This window comes from Colwellia sp. MB3u-41, assembly GCF_014076845.1.
Taxonomy (GTDB): domain Bacteria; phylum Pseudomonadota; class Gammaproteobacteria; order Enterobacterales; family Alteromonadaceae; genus Colwellia_A.
In genome coordinates this window covers 205,958-229,443 of sequence record NZ_JACGUT010000047.1, presented here as the reverse complement: position 1 = coordinate 229,443, position 23,486 = coordinate 205,958, and the positions used below count along the sequence as shown (strand labels likewise).

Below are 23,486 nucleotides of genomic sequence, written 5' to 3'. Positions count from 1 at the left end.
CAAGTTAACATTTATGTTTGTTCGCCCGTTATTTTCCTATAAAATAGCGGGCAAATTTCCTCTGCCAATAAATAATAAGTATTATTATGTTTGAACTTAAATACCATACTCCCAAAGAATGGGCGCAAGTTGCACTCGCTGATTTTAATGCCTTTTTACTTGACCATGCTACCGCAGAAAAAAAAGCTTCAGGTATGGCAATGTCTATGATCTCACATTATCCGGATAGAAAAAATATGGTTAAAGCGATGGCTGATTTAGCTATCGAAGAACTGATTCATTTTAAACAAGTGTTAAAATTAATTAATGCGCGTGGAATTCAGTTGGGTGCAGATACAAAAGACCCTTATATCTCGCAAATTCGCAAGGCGTTTCGCAATGGCACTGAAGTCTTTTTTATGGACCGATTAATCGTTGCTGGCGTTATTGAAGCAAGAGGCTATGAACGATTTTCTCTTATTGCTGAAGCATTACCTGAAGGCAAAGATAAAGTTTTATATGACGCTATTGCAAAGTCTGAAGAAAAGCATAAAAATCTTTTTATTGAGCTTGCATACGAATATTTTGATAAAGAAGAAGTCGATATACGTTTAGACGAAGTGTTAACGCTGGAAGCTGAAATTTGTGCAAAACTCCCTTTTAGAGCAGCTCTGCATTAATGCTTTAACGATAAAGTATTAACAGGCTAAGCTGATGTCAAAAGCATTTAACCAATATTTTAGCCGCTATGCTGCAAATGAAGTTGAGGTATTAATTCAGCACGAATTACTTTTACCTGACGAATTTTTGGTGGAACACGTAGTAGTGATCCCTGCTTATCAAGAAACGAGCGCTTTTATTGAGCGCTTTTTAGCTTCATCACTTGTAAAGTCTCCTGTGCTTATGGTCGTCGTTATCAACGAGCCAATAGCCCAATCTTCAGCTGCTCAAATCACTGAACGCTTTAGCAAAGATTTAAAAAATACCCACGTTAATAGTCTTAACCCTCAAAAAAAATTACACAAATACTCACTCTCTTGCGGTGATATATCGTGGCAGCATGAAAACTTAACATTAATTAAAGTACATCAAAGCCAGAGCTGGCTTTTAGTGGTTGACAGGTTTACGCATGGCATAGAAAAAGAGCAGGGCGTAGGGCTCGCCCGTAAAATAGGCGCAGATCTCTGCGCTTATTTAATCTCGATAAAGAGAGTAGATCAGCCATGGATTTGCTCAAGTGATGCCGATGCTTATTTACCCGACAATTACTTTAGTGCACTGCACTCACGCGATAAAAGTACGGTAGTTTGTTGTTTTAATTTTCAGCATAGTAGCGATGATAAACGTGTTCATCAGGCTAATTTTCTGTATGAAACCGCATTACGTTATTATGTTGCCGGCTTACATTATGCCAATTCACCGTATGCTTTTTTCACTATTGGTAGTCTTTTAGCTTTTAAAGCGGAGGTCTATGTTCAAGCGCGCGGTTTTCCAAAAAGAAGCGCAGGTGAAGACTTTTATTTATTAAACAAACTCGCTAAGTTAGGCGATGTTGAATTTATTGAAGAAGTGATTGTAACGCTTGAAGCAAGAACGTCTCAGCGAGTACCCTTTGGCACGGGGCCCGCAGTACAAAAAATTCTAGACTTACAAGAGAATAAGCAAGATTATTGTTATTACCATCCAGAAATATTCATACTATTGAAATCTACACTGTGTTCATTTTCCAACTTGTGGCATCACCGTGCTGATGTAGCAACATGGTTACAACAACGCTCAACACCAGTAAGTACAGCGTTAACTGAAATTGGATTTGATAGCTTTGTTAATAAACAAACAAATAATAGCGAAAAGCAATTTAATAAACAGTTAGACGTTTGGTTTGACGCTTTTAAAACACTAAAATTTATTCATAGTGTTCGCGCAAATTATTATCAAGATATTCCCCTAGCACAAGCATTATCAAAAGCGCCATTTAGGGTTTAATAAGCTAACCAGCTAAAGTCTTCTATAAAAAATATCACAGTTACTGATTACTAATATTCCTCAATAATATAAATAAATATGAGATCCCTAGTATACTTTTAAGAGACTGGAATTTTTTACCAAGGTCATTACATTTTTATGGGAGGATTTATGAATATTTTTATAAATAATTTCAGTAAAGTGAGCTGTTTATTCTTTTTAACTTTACTGTTATCGGCATGTCAAACCAGTGATAAGTTAGCGCATAAAAATGTTTATGTGAATGAAAATCTATATTTTGATGAGTACTTTCCTAACTACCAAGCTGTAAAAGTAGAAAGCAAAGAAGACATCTTTGCTTTAGATGATCGAATGCGGCTAATGGTAAAAGAAAAGTTAATGACTGAGCGGGATATAAAAAGAAGAGCAAGAAAACTACTTAAACATATATTTGATCAAGACAATGTAGCCTTAGCTTATAACAGTGCGGCTAATGTCAGTGCTATTGGTGCATATAATAATCAACAGGCGAACTGTTTATCGCTTACTATTATGTCCTATGCTTTAGCCAAAGAAGCTCAGTTAGCAGTCGACTTTCAGGAGGTTAAAATACCTGAGTATTGGGTACGAAATGGTGCCTATAATATGTTAACTGGTCACGTGAATTTAGTGGTTACTAAGCCTAAAAGTCCACATGCTCAAGTTGTATTCGGTAGTGACATTTTAACGATTGATTTTGATCCCTTTGTTATTAAAGCGTCATTTCCTAAAACGATTATTAGTCAGTCATACGTGTTGTCAATGTTTTATAGCAATAAAGGAGCACAAGCATTAGTCAATAAGCAGTTGACTAAAGCCTATGCCTATTTTAAAGCAGCAACGACCCTTGCACCAAACTTTAGTCCTGCTTGGGCAAACTTAGGTATTTTGTATCGCATGAGTGGCCATCTAGCCCTGGCTAAAAAAAGCTATCAATATGCACTTGAGGTTAACCCTGAAAACTTTACTGCAATGTCTAATATGTCATTATTACTTGATAATCTAAAAGACAGAAAAGAGTTAGCGAACATAAGAAAAACACTAAAAAATCAAAGAGAAAATAATCCATATTATTTTGCCCTACTTGCAAATCAAGCCTTTTATTTAGCCAATAACAAACAAGCGTTAGCTTATTATCGTCAAGCGATAAAACTAAATAAACATGAACATGCCTTTTATTTTGGTTTAGCAAAAGTTTATTATGCCTTAAATGAAAATAGAAAAGCACAAAAAGCAATGGGTAAGGCTATTTTGTATAACAGGATAAATAGCATTGATGTAACATACATAGCAAAATTGAATTTTTTAAAAAAGCAGGAGCTAGATCATTAAAAAATTACTAACGTTAGGTTTATTTATGTACCTGATTTTAAGCGGCTGTGTTCGCGCTTCCATCGTCGATATAACGAATATTACACTTAACAAAGATCAATTGCTTAAGCATCTATCTTACTTATCGTCTGACGAATTAGCTGGGCGTAAAATTGACAGTGTTGGCAATAGAAAAGCTCAAAAATATATAATTAATCAATTAGTTAATCATTCAATACTCCCTTTGAATAAAGAATATCAACATGATTTTTTTAGTCGTCTGAGTGGAAGTAATATTATTGCGATGATCCCTGGTCACCAAAAAATCGAGAGTTATATTGTTTTATCTGCACACTTTGATCATATCGGTATAAAAGGAAACAAAATTTATAACGGAGCAGATGATAATGCATCAGGAGCGTCTGCGTTACTTTCTATCGCTCAACAACTTATTAAAAATCCCATAAAACATAATATTATTTTACTCTTTACTGATGGCGAAGAACTTAACTTAAGAGGGGCTAAAGCGTTTGTAAAAGATCATCCCAATATTATGCGCCATACTAAACTGAATATAAATTTAGATATGCTGGCGGGTAGTAAAAGAACAAAAAAATTACGCTATATGACCCGAGGTTTTAATCAATTACTCAATGAACGTAATATAGAACAATTAACGACGTTGCAAAATTCATTCGATATTCTAATAAGAGAGGGATTTAAGGTTAAAAGCTTTAGAGGAAACCGTCGGATAAAATGGTTATTGTCGAGTGATCACGGAGTATTTCATCAGGCAGGGATCCCGTTTATTTATTTTGGTGTGGGTACTCACATTAACTACCACGAATCGAGTGACACCTACAGTAATGTTAATCATGAGTTTTTCCATTTGGCGACTGATGCGATTTATCAACAATTGATCTTTCTTGATCACAATATATAAATATTTACTGCAGGTCATTACACTTATTTATTCTGTAAAATACAAAAAGACATATTACTGGCTCAAATTCTCAATAAATTAAGTGCTCAGTGCTTATTTACTTTCCAAATATAAGAAAAGTAAGGTATGTTAAAGTTAATAATACTTAATGACATTTTTAGTTTTAATATATGCATAACACCTATATAGCAAGACAAGCGATATTAGATAGAACCCATACCACTATTGGTTACGAACTTTTATTTAGAGATAGCCCTGATAATAAATTCCCTGAAATTGATCAAGACGTAGCGAGCTCAAAATTAATCATTCAAAATCATCTTCAAGGTGACATTCGTTCTATTAGTATGGGCAAGCTGGCTTTTATTAATTTTACTGAAAAATGTCTGGTTAACAAATACCCGTTAATGTTTGATAAAAATACGATTGTTATTGAACTTGTTGGCCATAAAATGCCGACAGAGCGTTTGTTTAAAATCATTAAGTTTTATTACGAAAAAGGTTATAAAATTGCACTAACTGAATATGATCTAGACGAAAAATGGGATGTACTATTTCCTTATATAGCAATCATCAAAGTTGACATAGAAGTGGTTAATCCTAAACGTTTACATAAAGTGCTTGAACGCTTAAAAGATCACGACATTAAACTTGCTGCAGAAAAGGTGGAAACCAACTTTCAAGTACAAGCCTTAGCAGAAGTCGGTTTTAACTATTATCAAGGTTACTTTTATCACGAGCCTGAGATAGTTGAAGGGCAAACACTTGCGCCAATAAAAGCTCAAATGTTGAATTTAATCAGTGAAACATTTCATTCGCCACTCGATTTTGAAACTATTGCGACTATCATCAGCCATGATGTAAATTTGACGGTTGGTTTATTAAAAATGGTCAACAATGTTGCAACATCAATACGGATTGAAATTACTTCTTTAAAACAAGCCACCGCTTATTTAGGCGAAGATAAACTTAAACAGTTTGTTACTATTTTGGCTTTATCTAAGTTAACTACAGAAAAAACAGATGAAGTATCGAAGCAAGCGTTGATCACCGCCAAATTGATGACTTCACTAGCAAAAGAAGGTGTGTTCAAAGAGATCAGTGATTTTGCTTTTATTACTGGCTTATTAAGCGCCATTGAAGTTATTTTACGTATGCCCATCAATGAAATTGTTAAAACAATGCCGCTGGCTATTCCAATTGAAAACGCGTTAGTTGATCACTCGGGTTTGTTGGGTGAATTACTTGATTTTACAATGAAATATATAACAGGTAATGGCGAAAATATAAATCAATTAATTGAATTGTATTCACTTGATGCCACCTTTATTCAACAAGAGTTTGTTGCCGCCTGCCAATGGTGTAAAGATCTCGATATATAACTTATCGTTCATTACTTTGTGATATTTTAAACGCCTATTCATTCCCTTTTATCTAGGCGTTTTTGTTGAGGTAACGTCACTGGGCGGTTAGCGCGAGGATATTTTCTTGGGCTGAAACTAAATTTTCACTGACTTTTTCTTTATGCATAACAGCAACCGCAAGTGGCACGGTTATCAATTGATTATTACGTTCTCCGATCATCACTTTGTTATTGCCTGCAATCAGTTCCTGTACCGCTGAAACGCCCATTTTTGTAGCTAAAATTCGGTCTTTAGCGACAGGAGAACCTCCTCGTTGAATATAGCCAAGTATACACGCGGTGCAGTCAATGTTTGCCGTTTCCTTTAATTGTCTTGCAAGCTCGGTTGCCCCACCTCGCCAAAGGTTTTCGGCTATAACAATGATGTAACTGGCATGCCTGTTTTGCTGTGCTTGGCTAATTTCTTTTGCTAAATGGCTAAGCTTTTCTTGTTCATCATTTTGAGAGAAGTTCTCGAAGGAAAGTATTTGCTCAGCAGCACAAGCAATGCCAACGTTAAACGTGATATGACCGCTATGGCGGCCCATTAACTCAACAATAAAAATACGTTCAAAAGCTTCTGCGGTATCGCGTATTTTATCAATAGCTTCAATACCGGTATTGACCGCTGTAGAAAAACCAATGGTGAAATCGGTGCCGTCAATATCATTGTCAATGGTTCCAGGAATACCAATAATATGTCCTGACCAATGTTGATTTAAAGCAAGTAGACCGTTAAAAGAACCATCGCCACCGATGACAATTAATGCGTCTACTTCTTCCTTTTTCAGTGTGACTGCGGCTAATTTTAAGCCTTGCTCTGTGAGCATAGCAGGGCAGCGAGCACTTTTTAAAATAGTGCCACCGCGGTGGATTATACCATTAACACTTGCTGGGGTTAGGGGAGTTGAACTATCTTCTATTAAACCGTTATAGCCCGAATAAAAACCGATAGTCTGTAATTTATAGTGATGGGCAGCAAGTACCACCGAACGTATCGCTGCATTCATACCGGGAGCATCGCCCCCACTTGTTAACACTGCAACCTTTTTTATCATCATAATCAGTTTTTAACGTTATATCATAACGTTTATCTTACTGAAATTTTTTACATTCGTCATTGCTTACCTTAAGTAAATTTTGCCGATAAAAAAAGGTAGCTAAAGTGCTACCTTTTTAACGTACCTATTTATTGCTTAACTTTACCCAATTAACTTAAGTGCTTTTTGGTCACCGTTAAGACTTTCAATGTATTGGTTGCACCAACAGTTTCCATCATATCACCATGAGTAAATATAACGATGTCATCAACTTTTAAATTTGATTTATTGAGTACTTTATTGAGTACTTCATTTGACAATTCTTCGTCTGAAAAATGGGTAGAGTCAAACTCAACAGGATAAACACCACGGTAAATAGCCGTTTTATTAAGTGTTTTCTGGTGACGAGATAAAGAATATATAGGTAAGCCAGAAGTAATACGCGACATTATTTTGCTGGTATGCCCTGATTCAGTCAAAGATATGATCGCTTTAACACCAACAAGATGATTTGCAGCATACATAGCAGACATTGCGATGGTTTCTGAAATTTCAGAAAAAGTGAGTTCATTACGATGGTTTGACATATTGACTGAGCGATGTTCTTCAGCGCCAATACATACAGATGCCATTGCTTTTACTGTTTCTACTGGATATTTACCCGCGGCAGTTTCAGCACTCAGCATAACTGCATCAGTACCATCAAGAACAGCGTTTGCCACATCCATAACTTCAGCGCGTGTTGGCATCGGGTTTTCAATCATCGTTTCCATCATTTGCGTTGCGGTAATGACCACACGGTTTAATTGACGACTACGAGCAATAATATGTTTTTGTTTACCCACTAATGCAGCATCACCAATTTCAACACCTAAATCACCACGAGCAACCATAACAACGTCAGAGGCTAAAATGATTTCATCAAGGATTTTGTCATCATTTACCGCTTCTGCACGTTCAATTTTAGACACTAAACGAGCATCACAACCCGCTTCTTGGGCTAATAAACGAGCTTCACGCATATCTGCTGCATCACGAGGAAAAGACACTGCTAAGAAATCGACATCAATTTTTGCCGCTAACTTAATATCTTCTTTATCTTTATCGGTTAAGGCTGGAGCGGTTAAACCACCACCTTGACGGTTAATGCCCTTATTATTTGATAAAGGCCCACCGACAGTGACTTCAGTGAAAACTGACTGTCCTTGTGTACTTAATACTTTTAGTTGCACACGACCATCGTCAAGTAAAAGTATATCCCCAGGAATAACGTCCTGTGGTAATTTTTTGTAATCAATGCCAACTTTTTCTTGGCAGCCATCACCTTTTTCTAATGTCGCATCAAGTTCAAACTTATCACCGATCGCTAATCTAATGGGGCCATCTTTAAACGTAGAAATACGTATTTTAGGGCCTTGCAAATCGCCTAAAATGCCAACATATATTCCAAGTTCTTTGGCAATTTCGCGTACGTTATTAGCACGATCAATATGATCTTGAGGAATACCATGAGAGAAGTTCAATCGAACCACGTTTACACCAGCGGCTAGTACTTCTTTCAATACGGCTTTGTCATCAGTGGCTGGCCCTAAGGTCGCTACAATTTTCGTTCTTCTAGGCATCTTAATCCTTATTATGTAATGGAGTGATTGTTGAAGACAAATATCGAGGTTTGTCTTCATTAATAATGATAGTTAGTCTTTACGCTCAAAACGTGAGCTACGTAAACTATCTTTTACTTTCTTTAAATTATCTCTAAATTTCGTCCCACGTCTTAACGTAAATCCGGTTGCTAGCACATCAATAAGTGCAAGTTGCGCAATACGTGATGACATGGGCATATATAAATCGGTATCTTCAGCAACATCAACAGATAAAACGATATTACATTCTTTTGATAAAGGGCTACCTGCGGTTGTTATTCCTATAACAATCGCATCATTTTCTTTGGCTAAACTTGCCACTTCAACCAGTGACTTTGTTCGCCCTGTGTGTGAAATGACCACCACTACATCGCCTTGGCGACTATTAATAGCACTCATACGTTGCATTAATATGTCATCAAAATAAACGACAGGGACATTAAAACGGAAGAACTTATTTAAGGCGTCATGTGCAACAACAGCAGAAGCGCCTAGCCCAAAAAATGAAATTTTATTGGCTTGTGTTAATACATCAACCGATCTGTTGATCACATTAGCATCTAAACTTTTACGAGCTAATTCAAGACTTGCCATGGTTGATTCAAAAATTTTATCCGTATATTCATCAGCCGTATCATTTTCGTCGACGTGCCGATTAACATAAGGTGTACCATTTGCCAGACTTTGTGCTAAGTGAAGTTTAAAGTCAGGGTAACCTTTAGTATCTAAACGACGACAAAATCTATTAACAGTGGGTTCACTGATATTTGCTTGCTTAGCTAATGCTGCGATACTGGCATGAATAACGGTACTGGGAGAAGATAATATTACTTCCGCCACTTTACGTTCAGATTTACTGAACGTATCTAACTCGTTGGCGATTTTTTCTAAAATATTCATGTCGGTTAATCCTACTTTTACAAAAATTGTAATTAATTTTCTGTTTAAATCACGAGAATAATGAAAATTTATTTCATAATTACCGCTAATATAAAACACATTAGCAATTTTTAGCAAATTTTTAATTAATGTTTAACCTAAAATAGCTAACCAGCAGAGAATTTTTAGTGAAATCATCTCTTGAACTCGATATATATTCATAATACCTAAAATGTAATTTAATTACAAAAAGTTCTTTACTGATGTGAGTATACCCGTTAAATTATGGATAAATGTAGTTTAGTTACAATATGTGCTGTATTTATTGATGACATAATTTTAGCTATTATTAGGTATCAGTAAAACAAGCCAACATAAGAGATAATGTTATATGAAAAATTCAGACCTTCAGTCTGCCAGTGAAATTGTTATTTTTGGTGCACTTGGTGACTTGTCTCGTCGTAAATTATTACCTGCTTTGTATCAATTAGACCAAGCCGGCTTATTGAACAATGAGAGCCGAATTTTAGGTGTTGCTAGACAAGACCATTCAGTCGAAGAATTTACTGCTTTTGTGGTTGAAAACCTTACCGAGTTTGTTAAAGAGGGTTTAGACAAACAGGTGATGGCTCGTTTTATTACCCGTTTGGTTTATCAACAATTAGATTTTAAAGATACCGCTTCGTACAGCCATTTAGCGACCACGTTAAAAGGTGGCCATGAAACGCGCGTTTATTATTTCTCAACACCTCCTGCTATTTATGGCGATATTACCGACGGTTTAAAATCAGCAACACTTATTACTGACGCAGACCGTGTCGTTATGGAAAAACCGATTGGTAATTGTCTTGCTTCTTCTAAAGTTATTAATGACCAAGTTTCTCGTTATTTTAATGAAAACCAAATTTACCGTATTGATCATTATTTAGGTAAAGAAACCGTACTTAACTTATTAGTACTGCGCTTTGCCAACTCACTTTTTACCAATAACTGGGACCGTAATAGTATTGATCATGTACAGATAACCGTTGCTGAAAGTGTTGGTATTGAAGGGCGCTGGGGATTCTATGATGACGCAGGCCAAATGCGTGACATGATACAAAATCATTTATTACAAATTCTATCTTTATTAGCGATGGAGCCGCCAGCTGATTTAAGTGCAGAGAGCATTCGTGCTGAAAAATTAAAGGCTGTGAAGGCGCTTGTACCCATTAACCGCATGAACGTGAAAGAAAAAACAGTACGCGGACAGTATGCTGATGGTTACTTAAATGGTTTACCTGTACCAGGGTATTTAAATGAAGAAGATGCCAATCAAAAAAGTGATACCGAAACTTTTGTCGCAATAAAAGCGGAAATTGACAATTGGCGTTGGGCAGGTGTTCCGTTTTACCTTCGCACAGGTAAACGTATGCCAGCTAAGCACAGTGAAATTGTGGTGCAATTTAAGCCCCAAGCTCACAATATTTTCAAAGAGAGCCATGTAGATTTACCCGCTAATAAATTAACCATTCGTTTGCAGCCCGATGAAGGCGTTGAGTTACAAATGATGAATAAAATTCCGGGTATTGCATCACAAATGCATATTCAAGAAAATAAACTCGATTTGAGCTTTTCAGAAACCTATGAAAATCAGCGTGTTGTTGATGCTTATGAACGATTGATGCTAGAAGTTATTAATGGTAATCAGTCATTATTTGTCAGTCGTGATGAAGTTGAGGCCGCTTGGACGTGGGCTGATAGTATTATTGAAGCTTGGCAGACGAGTAATGAAGCACCTAAAGCTTACCCTGCAGGAACCTGGGGGCCCGTTGCTTCGCTTTCAATGATTGCTCGTGATGATCGCCAGTGGGTTGAGTAACTAAATTTTAGTAATAATATAAATTTCAGGGAATAACTATGTATCAATTAAATGATTTTGCTCAGCGAGCAGATTTAGATAATGCTTTAGCTAAGGCAGTGGCTGAAATTTTATCAGACGCTATTAGTAAAAAAGGTAAAGCAAGCCTTGCTGTCTCTGGTGGCTCTACACCTAAAGGTTTCTTTACCGCATTATCAAATAAAGATATTGACTGGCAAAAAGTCACGGTAACGTTGGCCGATGAACGTTGGGTTGAGTTTGAGTCTGAGGCGAGTAATACGCGTTTGGTACATGAAAACTTATTGCAAAATAAGGCCTCTGCTGCTCGTTTTTTTCATCTCAAAAAAGCCGGCGAATTTAATCAAGCAACCCTGGCGTTATTAAATGCAGATGCTAAAAGTAACTTATTGCCATTAGATGTGCTTATTCTTGGCATGGGCGAAGATGGTCATACCGCTTCTTTATTTCCGTGTAGTAATGAAATATCAGCAGCACTAGCACCTGACAACACAGTAGCCTTAATGAAAGTTGTTCCTCAAACCGCTCCTAATGCTCGCATCACTTTTACTTATGCGCATTTAGCGCAGAGTAAAAATATTATTTTACATGTATGTGGTGAAAGTAAAAAGGTCGTTTTAGGGAAAGCACTTTCAAATAACAACCAAAAAGAAATGCCAATAAGGGCATTTTTACAAAACCCAGATATCAATACACAAGTGTATTGGGCGGAGTAACATATGACAATTAAAATGAATAAAAAAATCTTAGCGATCACCAATGAAATTATAGAGCGTAGTAAAATTTCACGCGCTAAATACTTAGCCAAAATTGAAGCTGAAAGTTCTCAAACTGTCCATCGTGCTGGTTTGTCATGTGGTAACTTAGCCCATGGTTTTGCCGCTTGTGGTAAAGAAGACAAAGTCTCACTACGTGGTATACATCACTCAGATATCGCCATTGTATCAGCTTACAATGATATGTTATCAGCTCATCAGCCTTATGAAGTTTATCCTGCGATTATAAAAGCAGCAGTCAGAGATGCAGGCGGTGTAGCACAGTTTGCTGCAGGTGTTCCCGCTATGTGTGACGGTGTAACCCAAGGTCAACCTGGCATGGACTTAAGCTTAATGAGTCGCGATGTTATTGCGATGTCTGCTGCTGTTGGTTTATCTCACAATATGTTTGATGGCGCAGCAATGCTTGGCATCTGTGACAAAATTGTGCCTGGTCTGTTAATTGCCAGTATGACTTTTGGACATCTACCAACCGTTTTTATTCCTGCAGGTCCAATGCCTTCAGGCTTACCCAATAAAGAAAAAGCACGTGTACGCCAACAACATGCTAAAGGTGAGGCCAATGAAGAAGAGTTACTCGAAGCTGAATCTGCATCATACCACTCTGCGGGTACGTGTACTTTCTTTGGTACGGCGAATTCAAATCAATTAGTGGTTGAGGTCATGGGACTTCATTTACCGGGCGCTTCATTTATCGCGCCGAATACCGAGCTTCGTGAAGAGTTAACTAAAGCAGCAGCACGCCAAGTCACACGGTTAACACAACAATCAGGTAACTATATGCCGATTGGTAGAATGGTTAATGAACGCTCAATTGTTAACGCCATTGTTGCATTACTTGCCACGGGCGGTTCAACTAACCTGACAATGCATATTATTGCCTTTGCAAAAGCTGCGGGCATTATTATTAACTTTCAAGATTTTAATGACTTATCTGAAGCGGTTCCACTTTTAACGCGTATATACCCTAACGGTGAAGCTGATATTAACCAGTTTCAAGAAGCAGGGGGTATGGCACTACTTTTTAGAGAGTTGATAGAAGGTGGCTTAATTTTTGAAGATGTCGAAACCATTTGTGGTCGTGGCTTAACGCGTTACACTAAAAAACCTGTTTTAGAGAGTGGTGAGCTTAAGTGGGTTGACTGTGTTGAAAAGTCACTTGACGATAGCATCATTGCTACTGTTGCTCAGCCATTTAAACCTACGGGTGGTTTACGCGTCCTTAAAGGTAATTTAGGTGTTTCTGTTATCAAGACATCTTCGCTACGCGAAGGTAGTTTTGTTATTAAAGCACCCGCGGTTGTTTTTGAAGATCAACACGAATTACAAGCGGCTTTTGACGCGGGTGAGTTAGAGAAAGACTTTGTTGCTGTCGTTCGCTTTCAAGGGCCTAAAGCCCGAGGAATGCCTGAGTTACATAAATTAACACCACCGCTTGGTGTTTTACAAGATAAAGGCTTTAAAGTTGCAATGGTGACAGATGGACGTATGTCTGGCGCTTCCGGCAAGGTACCTGCGGCGATACATTTATGTCCCGAAGCACTTGATGGCGGCTTGATTGCGAAAGTGAAAACGGGCGATATGATCCTTGTTAATGGTGAAACCGGAGAGCTGACCTTAATGGTTGACGAGGCAGAACTTGCCCAACGCAACAACGCTATTTTTCAAGTTAATGGCCACCATCAAGGTATGGGACGAGAGCTTTTTGGTTTTATGCGTCGCAACTTAAGTACAGCTGAAACAGGTGCTTGTTCATTATTTGATGAAACTGATGTAGCCGGAAAAATGTCATGAGTGAATCAACCATCAATTTAGTTGCTGACATTGGTGGTACTAATATCAGATTTGGTCTGGTTAATGACGACGGAACAACGTCTGACATTAACACTTATCAGTGCGACAAATATGACAGCTTAGCCGATGTTATTGGCGTTTATTTATCGTCACATGCATGTGACGGAAAAACGTTAAACGCTTGTTTAGCTATTGCCTGCCCGGTAGAGAATGATCAAATTACCATGACCAACTTACCTTGGACATTTTCTCAATCGGCTTTAAAAAATGAATTAAATATAAACCAGTTATTTTTAATTAATGATTATACAGCAATTGCTCATGCCGTACCTTTACTTAACAACTCACAAAAAGTACAGATTGGTGAGGGGGTTGCTCTTGCAGGTAAACCAATTTCTATTTGTGGGCCTGGAACCGGTTTAGGCGTCGCTAATTTAGTACCGACCAGTGATGGTTGGTGTTGTTTAGGAGGTGAAGGCGGGCATGTTGATTTTGCTCCCATTGACGCTAATGAAATTAAAATATTAAATTATTTACTTGACCTAAAACAGCATAGAATTTCATATGAACAATTACTTTGTGGCAGAGGGTTAGAGCAAATTTATCAAGCTTTTTTGTCGATTGACAACCTGCCTAAGCACAAATTATCCGCTGAAGAAATATCAGCAAAAGCGATTGAGGGTTCCTGTCCACTCTGTGAAAAAGCATTAGAGCAATTCTGTAAGACTTTAGGCAGTTTCGCGGGTAATTTAGCCTTAACATTAGGGTGTTTTGGTGGTGTGTATATTGCTGGAGGTATTGTTCCTCGTTTTATCAATTTTATCAAGGATAGTGGTTTTAGGCAGCGTTTTGACGCGAAAGGCCGACTATCGAGTTTTATTAACAATATTCCGACGTATGTGATCACTGAAGCTCAACCTGGTTTAATAGGGGCATCAGCCTATATTCGTCAACAATTATCTTCAATGAAAGGACAAATGTAAATCATGACCATAACAAAAACTTGGCAACTATCGCCAAAAGACATTTTCGCTATGGGGCCAATAGTACCTGTTCTTGTTATCAAAGATGTTGAAGATGCATTACCTATTGCCAAAGCACTCCTTGCTGCAGGTATAAAAGTCTTAGAAGTGACTTTACGAACTCCAGCAGCACTTGATGTCATTAAAATCATTGCTAAAGAGTTACCTGAAGCTTGTGTCGGTGCAGGAACGGTGACTAACCGAGAAATGCTCCAACGTTGCCAAGAAGCTGGTGCTAAGTTTGCGATAAGCCCAGGTTTAACAAAAGACTTATTACAAGCAGGCAACGAAGGTAATATTGCACTTATCCCTGGAATTTCATCGATTTCAGAAATGATGGATGGCATTGATTTTGGCTATGATCATTTAAAGTTCTTTCCAGCAGAAGCCTCTGGCGGTGTTAAAGCAATACAGTCAATGGGGGGGCCATTCCCCGATATTCTCTTTTGCCCAACGGGTGGCATAAATTTAAGTAACGTTAATGATTACTTAGCTCTATCAAATGTTGCTTGTTGTGGTGGCTCTTGGTTGGTTACTGACGAGATCATAAAAAATAAAGACTGGCCTAAAATTACTGAACTAGCAAAGCAAGCGTTAGCCCAGGTAAAATAATGTGTTATTAAAGATGACAAGGCTGAAGTTACTTCAGCCTTGTCATCTAATTATTGGCATTTTAAGTGAGAGGGTGGGTAAAACTGAATTTCTTTAAAAAAATCTCTAATGCTTGAACAGGCAAAGGTTTTGAGAAATAGTACCCTTGGATAAAGTCACAACCGAGCTCTGTTAATATTTCTACTTCTTCTTTTTTTTCGACGCCTTCAGCGACCACGGCAATACCTAATGCTTTTGCCATTGTAATAATGGCTGTTACAAGTGTTTTGTCATCCTTAACCATCGTCATTTCTTTAATAAAACTTCTGTCTATTTTTAGAATATCAATAGAAAAACGCCTTAAATAGCTTAACGATGAGTAACCCGTACCAAAGTCATCAAGCGCTATTTTACAACCAGCATCTTGGATACTTTTTAATAAAGATATATTGTTGCCGTTTTCTGGTGCTAATACACTCTCCGTTAATTCAAAGCAAATATCACTGGGTGATAGACCCGACGCCTCGATAACATTTAACCATAAATTGTTATTGGCTTCATCTATGGGGAATTCATAAATAGAACGATTTATATTAAAAATAATATCAGTAAAACCCGCGTTTTTAAGGGTTTTAAGTACTTGGCAAGATTTCTTTAGCACAATATCACCTATTTTATCAATTAAGTTAAAGTGCTCAGCGATAGGAATAAAATCAGTAGGTGACACCCAAGTCCCGTTGTTATTCCAGCGCACAAGGGCTTCAAATTTGGTACATAATTGTGTTTTTAATGAAATTATAGGCTGAAATACGACATCGAGTTTATTACTGTTAATCGCCTCTTCAAGTTCACTTTTCACCTTTAAAATTCGAGCGGCACTTTCTTCCATATTTGAGGTGAAAAAGCGGAATGAATTTCTGCCATTATCTTTTGCATCAAACATCGCTTGTTCCGCTTTTTTAAATAAACCTGCTGCATTTTTTTCATCATGTGGAAATAGTGCAATGCCTATACTGAGCGAACAACTTGTGGTGATACCGTCTAAGTGAAACGGATCTGAGAAAGATTTCTTTATGTTCTCAGCAATACGCTGCGCTCCTTGCTCATCCGGCAGGTTTTTAATAAAAAGGGCAAAACTGTCACCACTTGTTCTTGCTACGGTGTCAGTGGCACGTATAAGTGATTTCAAACGATTAGCGACTAGCCTTAATAGCTTGTCGCCAAAGGCATGCCCGTAGGTGTTATTAATATGTTTAAATAGATCAAGATCCATAACAAGTAATCCACATAAAGATTGTATGTTCTGCGGTTCTTGGCAATTTTGCTTTATGGCTTGATCAACTTGTTGAAATAACATTTTTTTATTAGCGAGTTTCGTTAACGAATCAAAGTAGTACTGGCGCTTTATTTTGCTTTTATCTTTATTTTGTTGCGTAATATCTGAAAAAAAAGACACATAGTGAGTCACTTGATTTACTTTGTTATAAATAGTACTTATGGACAGCCATTCAGGGTATATTTCGCCACTTTTTCGCTTATTCCAAATTTCTCCTTGCCAGTGTCCTCGACGTTTTAACTGAGACCACATTTTTTGATAGAAGTGTTTGTCATGATGACCCGATTGGAAAAACTTTGGCGTTTCCCCTGTCACTTCATCGATGTGATAACCAGTAATTTTACTAAAAGCTTTATTGGTATGAATAATACGAGTGTGTGCGTCAGTAATTAAAATAGCTTCATGGCTATTTTCTATAATAGTATTCGTTAACTCCAACTTTTCAGAGTAGGATTTTTTGTGTAACTCTCTTTCAATAAAACCGGAAAATAACAGGAATAATGTTTCGATTTCATTGGTGTTAGAAATAGGTTCTTGAAAAAGAGCAACTAAAATAGCGGCAATATTTCCCTCTACATTTTTAAGAGGAACGCCAACATAGCCTTCAATACTCATATCAATTAATCGTGCATCATTAGGATATCGTTGCTGAATATTACAGCGATGGGTACAAATTAATGAATTAACTATCTGTTCACATGGCGTATTAGGCAAAGAATAAGAAATATTTTCAATGATCTTTCCTTGGCTAGCTAAAGCAATAGTGGTTGCCAATGTGTCGTTATCATCTAATGATGCAATATAGACAAAGTCAGCATTAATCGCTTTACTCAATGATAAACAAATGTCATGGAAGAAATTAGCACTGTTTATATTGGCTAAGCTTTTAACAATACTTTTAATACGATATTCGTTCATACGCTAACTTGTTGTTGAGAAGGGAAACCACAATAAAAAAGCTTAAGGTCAACACTTTAAAGAATGATCTTATCGCTTATCATTTACGTTTTATAGGGAAATGTATGGCTTGTAGAGAGGGAGTTAAACAATATTGATTAAAATCAATATTTATATAACTAAATGTTACTTATATCATTTTATTTAAATAAAAAAACCAAATATTTATATTTGGTTTTTTATATTAGAGGTATTAATAAATAATTTTAGTTTTTATAGGCACTAATGTAGGCAACTAAGTCAAGTACTTTGTTTGAGTAGCCAATTTCATTGTCATACCAAGAAACTATTTTTACAAATTTATCAGTAAGTGCAATACCCGCACCCGCATCAAAAACAGAGGTGCAAGTTTCGCCAATAAAATCGTTAGAAACAACTTGATCTTCGGTGTAACCTAAAATCCCTTCTAAATCTCCATAAGCGGCTGACTTCATCGCATCACAAATTTCTTGATAAGTTGCGCTCTTCTTAAGATTAACCGTTAGATCAACAACAGAGACATTCGGTGTAGGTACCCGAAATGCCATACCGGTAAGTTTACCATTTAATTCAGGAATAACTTTACCAACCGCTTTTGCTGCACCTGTTGATGAAGGGATTATATTTTGCCCTGCACCACGGCCACCACGCCAGTCTTTAGCTGAAGGGCTATCAACTGTTTTTTGCGTTGCTGTAGTTGCATGAACAGTGGTCATTAAACCACTTTCAATACCCCAGTTATCATTAAGTACTTTAGCAATAGGTGCTAAACAGTTGGTGGTACATGATGCATTGGAAACAATGTCTTGACCTTTATACTTGTTGAGGTTTACTCCACAAACAAACATCGGCGTGTCATCTTTTGATGGGGCTGAAAGTACAACTTTTTTAGCACCAGCGATTAGATGTTTGCGGGCAGTCTCATCGGTTAAAAATAAACCGGTTGATTCAACAACAACATCAACATCTATCTGATCCCATTTTAATTCTTCAGGATTACGAACTGCCGTTACTCTAATAATTTTACCGTCGACAATGAGTTGTCCGTCTTCAACTTCTACAGTTCCATTGAATCGACCATGTGTTGAGTCATATTTAAGCATGTAAGCCATGTAATCAATGTCGATTAGATCATTTATACCGACAATTTCAATGTCACTTCTTTGTGCTGCTGCTCTAAATACAAAACGGCCAATGCGTCCAAAACCGTTGATACCAACTTTAATAGTCATGCTGAAACCTTAAATAAAAATAATGTAGTAAAATTACATCATTTTGAGATTTTTACAAGCAATACTTTAAGGCTAGTTGAGTTTTAGTGATTAAAAGGTCGTTTTATTACGTATATAAGGCAGCTTTTATTGCTAGTGGCTTAGTTTTGTTCATGGTAGAATGCATGCCATTATATTTCTTAGTATTTATGGACTTTCTAATATGACACAAGACAATAGTTTGTGTGACATCGGCTTTATTGGCCTTGGTGTAATGGGTAAAAATTTAGTGCTAAATTTAGCTGATAATGGCTATAGTATTGCTGCTTTTGATTTAGATAATGAAAAGGTGCTTGGTGTTATTGCCCAAGACAAATTGGAAAATGGTGAAAATAAACAACGTGTTCATGGTTGTTCTTCATATACCGAATTACTATCACGCTTAAAAACTCCTCATCTTATTGTACTCTCTGTGCCTGCTGGTGCGCCTGTTGATCAAGTCTCTGAAAGCTTGATCGGTGCTGGTATCCAACCCGATGATATTATTATCGATACCGGTAACAGCCTTTGGGTTGATACGGTAGCCCGTGAGAAAAAATACAAAAATAATTTTATTTTATTTTCTTCGGCTGTTTCTGGCGGTGAAGTAGGAGCACGATTTGGTCCAGCATTAATGCCTAGTGGCTCTCCTTATGCATGGACACGTATTAAACCTATATGGGAAGCTATATCAGCAAAAGTTGATGCCGAATCAGGTAAGCCTTTAGAGCGGAGTAAACCTGGAGAAACAATTAAAAAAGGTGAACCTTGTGCTGCATATATTGGCCCTGCAGGTGCCGGACATTATGTAAAAATGGTGCATAACGGTATTGAATACGCTGATATGCAAATTATATGTGAAGCCTATCATACCCTCCGCGCTGGTTTGAATTTATCACCAGATGAAATCGCTGATATTTTTGAACAATGGAACCAAGGGCCTTTAGATAGTTATTTAATGGAGATTTCTGTAGAAGTATTACGCCATAAAATAACGGATGATAACATTCCTCTGGTTGATTTAATTCTTGATAAAGCAGGGCAAAAAGGAACGGGCTTATGGACAGCCGCAAGTAGTTTAGAATTAGGTACACCAGCACCTACTATAGCGCAAGCGGTATATGCGCGTTCTATTTCTTCTTTTAAAGACTTAAGAGTGCAGGGTGCGAGTTTACTTAATGGACCTGAAGCAATAGCATTAAACCCACAAGAAAAATCAGCCTTTATTGCGCGATTACATGATGCAATTTATTGCGCAAAAATCTGTGCATATGCACAAGGTTTTCAGTTAATGAAGCAAGCTGAGAAAGAACACGGCTGGGAATTAGATTTTGCCAGTATTGCTAAAATATGGCGTGCAGGTTGTATTATTCGTGCGGCATTTTTACAATCTATTACTGAAGCTTTTAAACGCAATGCGAAGCTAGAAAACTTAATGTTAGATGCCTTCTTTGTTGAGCAACTAAACGCTCACCAATTGAACTGGCGAAAAACCGTTGCAGAAACCGCTTTAATGGGAATTTCAACCAGTGCCATCAGTTCATCGTTAACTTATTATGATGCTATGCGCACAGCGGTGCTTCCTGCAAATTTATTACAAGGGCAACGAGATTTTTTTGGCGCCCATACTTTTGAACGGTTAGATCAAGAAGCAGGAAAGAAATTTCATGTCGAATGGTCTCATCCTGAGCGTGAAATGATCGAATTTGGTCACTCTAAATAAAAGGTAATAACAATATGTCTACAGACGCTTATCAAGACAAATTATCACCAGAGGCATACCAGGTATGCCGGTTAGCGGCTACAGAGCAACCCTTTAGTGGTGAATATAATGATCATTGGCTAGAGGGGACTTATTATTGCGCGTGCTGTGAAAAAAAATTATTTTCCTCAGCTGATAAATTTCAATCAGGTTGTGGATGGCCAAGTTTTTCTGCAGCGATCAGTCCAAATGTTGGTTATATTGAAGATGTTAGCCATGGGATGACACGTACAGAGATCACTTGTAGTGATTGTGATTCACACCTCGGCCATGTTTTTGATGATGGACCTCAGCCAACAGGCAAACGTTACTGTGTTAATTCACTCAGTTTAGAGTTTATTTCTCGTTAGTATCTATAAAGCGAATAGTTAAAAACATTATATTTTGGGGGCTTTAAACGTCCCTGACTTTATTTTTTCTAATGTCGACTTAGCTACTTTGTCTAATAAATTTTTGTCTAAGTTATAACCACTGATATAATTGTTTAGAGAGTTTTCTGTCACCTCTTTATGTTCTGGCATATATAAACGTAAGATCCGTAACCAAATGTAGACTCGTTTTACTTGTTGCTTTTCGATAAATATAGTTGATATTGACTCAAAAACCTCTGGATTTATTTGCTCATTTTCGTTTGATAGCTCTAGAGAGTGATAAAGTAACTTGAGCGTTTTCTTTGAATCTATTTTTGTATAGTAAGTCGCTAGATTGAATTGAGACCTAGGGTTTTCTAATGCGATGCTACCTTCTTGGGCTAAAAACTTGTCTAATGCCCCTTCATTAATGTAACGTGACCAATGGTAATAAAGTAGGTGAGGGTGTTCAGAGATTTCTGTTTCTTTTGAAATTTCTTTAATACGATTCTTCGCTTTAATGGCATTGTCTACGCGCATCGTTTGTTTATGCTTTAATTTAATATGTTCAATTTTTGATGCATGAACCATACATTGTGCATAGTTTTCATAACTGAGTAGCTGGTGATATTTGTGTAAATCTGAGGCGGCTAATTTCTGTTCTAAATTCGAAAAACCCACCATGATACGTTCCCGCTTACACCATGAGTCTTCTTTAAATTCATCACAAATTTCTGTATTATTTTCACAAAGCTCCGCAAAGTTTGGTTGGTTATCACAGGCGGATAATAAAAAAAGTAGTGAAAAAAATCTTAATGTTGTCTTCATTTTAGTACCATATTTGAAAGTAAAATCCTGTGTAACTAGTGGCGAAAGTTTTCAGGTTCGATTACAATAGTGCCGCATTTAATTATTATTGTAGTTAGTGCTAATATTATAGCTAATATTAATAATAACTCATCGTTCAATTGACTGAAATAAAAAGGTTTACGCAATGACTTCTCTTCTTGAGGAACAATACCAAGCTAGCTGGCAAGAACGCCAAACATTTGCTGAAAATATGCAACCTATTATAGGGCAACTTTTCAGAAACAAAGGTCTTGAAGTATCTATTTATGGTCGACCATTAGTCAATGCTTCTGCAATTGACATCATTAAAGCACATAAGTCTGTCGCTTTACATGAAGAGAGTAAGTTACGTTTACGTGAAAGCTTTCCTTTTATTGATGCATTAAACAAGATGGACTTAGCACCTGCTCGTATTGATGTGGGTAAATTAGCTTATCGTTACCTGTTTCAAGGTCAAGCCAATGGCTTATCAATTGAACAATTTTTAGAAAAAGAATTAGTCACTATTAACAAAAATTCAGGCATTCAAAAACCTAAAGATGTTGTCCTTTATGGTTTTGGTCGTATTGGACGCTTATTAGCTCGACTATTAATTGAACGTGCTGGTCCAAGCTCAACATTAAATTTACGCGCTATTGTTATTCGTCCCAGTGGTAAGGGTGATTTAGCTAAACGTGCCAGTTTATTACGTCGTGATTCAGTGCATGGTGCTTTTAACGGCAGTATTACTATCGATGAAGAAAATAGTGTCATTAAAGCTAACGGTGCCTTTATCCAAGTCATTTATGCAAAAAGCCCTAGCGACATCGACTATACACAATATGGAATTAATGACGCTTTAGTTGTTGATAACACAGGGGTATGGAGCGACGAAGAAGGTTTAGGTCAACATTTACAGTCAAAAGGCGTTGCTAAAGTATTGTTAACAGCTCCCGCTAAAGGTGATATTAAAAATATCGTTTATGGCGTAAACCAAGATATGATTTTAGCCGATGACAAAATTATTTCTGCTGCTAGTTGTACGACTAACGCTATCACACCTGTGTTAAAAGCTATTAACGATGAGTTTGGTATTAAAAATGGTCACGTTGAAACGGTTCATTCATACACGAATGATCAAAATCTGATTGATAACTACCATCCAGCGCCGCGTCGTGGCCGCAGTGCACCGTTAAACATGGTGATCAGTACAACGGGAGCTGCTAAAGCTGTTGCTAAAGCATTACCTGAATTGAAAGGTTTGTTAACAGGTAACGCTATTCGTGTTCCTACACCAAACGTTTCAATGGCTATCATGAATTTGAACTTGAAAAAGTCGACAGATAAAGCCGCGCTAAACGATTATTTACGTAATATTTCGTTAAATTCAAAACTACAAAATCAAGTAGACTATACAGCTTCAACTGAAATTGTTTCTACGGATTTAGTGGGTTCGCGTTACGCGGGTGTTGTTGATTCTCAAGCAACGATTGTCGATGGCGATCGCGCTGTATTATATGTATGGTATGACAATGAATTTGGTTACAGCTGTCAGGTTGTTCGTGTTATGTTGGAAATGGCAGGTATTCAAGTACCCACGTTACCAATTACCTAGGTTCGTTATGAATTGACCTTTACTTTTTTTACATTGAACGTCAATTTTATTAATAAAAAGTCGCTTTAAGCGACTTTTTATTTCCCCCTCCCGCTAAATTTTAGCGAAAAAAAAACCGCATAAATGCGGTTTTTTATTTTTAAGAC

The 23,486-nt window shown here is 37.1% G+C and carries 19 protein-coding genes; 13 read left to right on the top strand and 6 right to left on the bottom strand.

From position 1 onward, the window contains the following. The first annotated feature begins 86 nt into the window (after nucleotides 1–86). The 5 genes from H4J73_RS03435 to H4J73_RS03415 all read left to right on the top strand — a co-directional run bounded on the left by H4J73_RS03435 (nucleotide 87) and on the right by H4J73_RS03415 (nucleotide 5,619). Nucleotides 87–659, top strand: a complete 573-nt coding sequence (locus tag H4J73_RS03435) for a tRNA-(ms[2]io[6]A)-hydroxylase (protein ID WP_182179935.1) — start codon at nucleotides 87–89, stop codon at nucleotides 657–659. A gap of 34 nt (nucleotides 660–693) precedes the next feature. Further along, nucleotides 694–1,965, top strand: coding sequence for a hypothetical protein (locus H4J73_RS03430; protein ID WP_182179937.1), 1,272 nt, complete (start codon nucleotides 694–696; stop codon nucleotides 1,963–1,965). Between the two features lie 150 nt (nucleotides 1,966–2,115). After that, on the top strand, nucleotides 2,116–3,315 hold the full coding sequence (locus H4J73_RS03425) for a tetratricopeptide repeat protein (RefSeq protein WP_182179939.1): 1,200 nt from the start codon (nucleotides 2,116–2,118) through the stop codon (nucleotides 3,313–3,315). Nucleotides 3,316–3,340: 25 nt separating this feature from the next. Next, a complete protein-coding gene (locus tag H4J73_RS03420; protein WP_182179941.1) occupies nucleotides 3,341–4,237 on the top strand; it encodes a M28 family peptidase in 897 nt (298 codons plus the stop codon). A gap of 170 nt (nucleotides 4,238–4,407) precedes the next feature. After that, nucleotides 4,408–5,619 (top strand): EAL and HDOD domain-containing protein, encoded by a 1,212-nt coding sequence (locus H4J73_RS03415; protein ID WP_182179943.1) that lies wholly within the window; start codon nucleotides 4,408–4,410, stop codon nucleotides 5,617–5,619. Nucleotides 5,620–5,695: 76 nt separating this feature from the next. On the opposite strand, the gene H4J73_RS03410 is transcribed toward H4J73_RS03415, so the two are convergent. From H4J73_RS03410 to H4J73_RS03400, 3 genes are all read right to left on the bottom strand, one after another. Continuing rightward, the gene (locus H4J73_RS03410) at nucleotides 5,696–6,697 is read right to left on the bottom strand and encodes an ATP-dependent 6-phosphofructokinase (RefSeq protein ID WP_404851848.1); all 1,002 of its coding nucleotides are present in this window, start codon (nucleotides 6,695–6,697) and stop codon (nucleotides 5,696–5,698) included. 152 nt (nucleotides 6,698–6,849) lie between these two features. Then, on the bottom strand, nucleotides 6,850–8,301 hold the full coding sequence (gene pyk, locus H4J73_RS03405; RefSeq protein WP_182179947.1) for a pyruvate kinase: 1,452 nt from the start codon (nucleotides 8,299–8,301) through the stop codon (nucleotides 6,850–6,852). 72 nt (nucleotides 8,302–8,373) lie between these two features. After that, a complete protein-coding gene (locus tag H4J73_RS03400) occupies nucleotides 8,374–9,222 on the bottom strand; it encodes a MurR/RpiR family transcriptional regulator (protein WP_182179949.1) in 849 nt (282 codons plus the stop codon). A 370-nt stretch (nucleotides 9,223–9,592) separates the two neighbouring features. Between H4J73_RS03400 and zwf the strand changes: the two genes are divergently transcribed. Genes zwf through H4J73_RS03375 form a run of 5 tightly spaced genes read left to right on the top strand, consistent with a single transcriptional unit; the run spans nucleotide 9,593 to nucleotide 15,284 of the window. Continuing rightward, on the top strand, nucleotides 9,593–11,062 hold the full coding sequence (gene zwf / locus H4J73_RS03395; protein WP_182179951.1) for a glucose-6-phosphate dehydrogenase: 1,470 nt from the start codon (nucleotides 9,593–9,595) through the stop codon (nucleotides 11,060–11,062). A 38-nt stretch (nucleotides 11,063–11,100) separates the two neighbouring features. Beyond that, on the top strand, nucleotides 11,101–11,796 hold the full coding sequence (gene pgl, locus H4J73_RS03390; RefSeq protein WP_182179953.1) for a 6-phosphogluconolactonase: 696 nt from the start codon (nucleotides 11,101–11,103) through the stop codon (nucleotides 11,794–11,796). Nucleotides 11,797–11,811: 15 nt separating this feature from the next. Further along, nucleotides 11,812–13,650 carry a phosphogluconate dehydratase gene (gene edd / locus H4J73_RS03385; RefSeq protein ID WP_182180024.1) on the top strand — a complete coding sequence of 613 codons (1,839 nt, stop codon included), beginning with the start codon at nucleotides 11,812–11,814 and terminating at the stop codon, nucleotides 13,648–13,650. Further along, on the top strand, nucleotides 13,647–14,633 hold the full coding sequence (locus tag H4J73_RS03380) for a glucokinase (RefSeq protein WP_182179955.1): 987 nt from the start codon (nucleotides 13,647–13,649) through the stop codon (nucleotides 14,631–14,633). The genes edd and H4J73_RS03380 overlap by 4 nt, the downstream gene beginning before the upstream one ends. Nucleotides 14,634–14,636: 3 nt before the next feature. After that, nucleotides 14,637–15,284 carry a bifunctional 4-hydroxy-2-oxoglutarate aldolase/2-dehydro-3-deoxy-phosphogluconate aldolase gene (locus H4J73_RS03375; RefSeq protein WP_182179957.1) on the top strand — a complete coding sequence of 216 codons (648 nt, stop codon included), beginning with the start codon at nucleotides 14,637–14,639 and terminating at the stop codon, nucleotides 15,282–15,284. Nucleotides 15,285–15,345: 61 nt separating this feature from the next. On the opposite strand, the gene H4J73_RS03370 is transcribed toward H4J73_RS03375, so the two are convergent. Further along, nucleotides 15,346–17,517, bottom strand: coding sequence for a bifunctional diguanylate cyclase/phosphodiesterase (locus H4J73_RS03370; protein WP_182179959.1), 2,172 nt, complete (start codon nucleotides 17,515–17,517; stop codon nucleotides 15,346–15,348). 245 nt (nucleotides 17,518–17,762) lie between these two features. Then, nucleotides 17,763–18,767, bottom strand: a complete 1,005-nt coding sequence (gap, locus tag H4J73_RS03365) for a type I glyceraldehyde-3-phosphate dehydrogenase (protein ID WP_182179960.1) — start codon at nucleotides 18,765–18,767, stop codon at nucleotides 17,763–17,765. Nucleotides 18,768–18,969: 202 nt separating this feature from the next. On the opposite strand from gap, the gene gndA reads away from it, so the two are divergent. Both gndA and msrB read left to right on the top strand, forming a co-directional pair. Beyond that, complete coding sequence (gene gndA, locus H4J73_RS03360; protein WP_182179963.1) at nucleotides 18,970–20,508, top strand: NADP-dependent phosphogluconate dehydrogenase; 1,539 nt, start codon at nucleotides 18,970–18,972, stop codon at nucleotides 20,506–20,508. Nucleotides 20,509–20,522: 14 nt separating this feature from the next. Beyond that, nucleotides 20,523–20,897, top strand: a complete 375-nt coding sequence (gene msrB / locus H4J73_RS03355; protein ID WP_182179965.1) for a peptide-methionine (R)-S-oxide reductase MsrB — start codon at nucleotides 20,523–20,525, stop codon at nucleotides 20,895–20,897. A gap of 27 nt (nucleotides 20,898–20,924) precedes the next feature. Here the strand turns inward: msrB and H4J73_RS03350 are convergent, their stop codons facing one another. Continuing rightward, nucleotides 20,925–21,725: a DUF2989 domain-containing protein gene (locus H4J73_RS03350; RefSeq protein ID WP_182223716.1), complete on the bottom strand. Its 801-nt coding sequence runs from the start codon at nucleotides 21,723–21,725 to the stop codon at nucleotides 20,925–20,927. A gap of 166 nt (nucleotides 21,726–21,891) precedes the next feature. Between H4J73_RS03350 and H4J73_RS03345 the strand changes: the two genes are divergently transcribed. Then, nucleotides 21,892–23,340, top strand: coding sequence for a glyceraldehyde-3-phosphate dehydrogenase (locus H4J73_RS03345; protein WP_182179969.1), 1,449 nt, complete (start codon nucleotides 21,892–21,894; stop codon nucleotides 23,338–23,340). The last annotated feature ends 146 nt before the right edge of the window (nucleotides 23,341–23,486 follow it).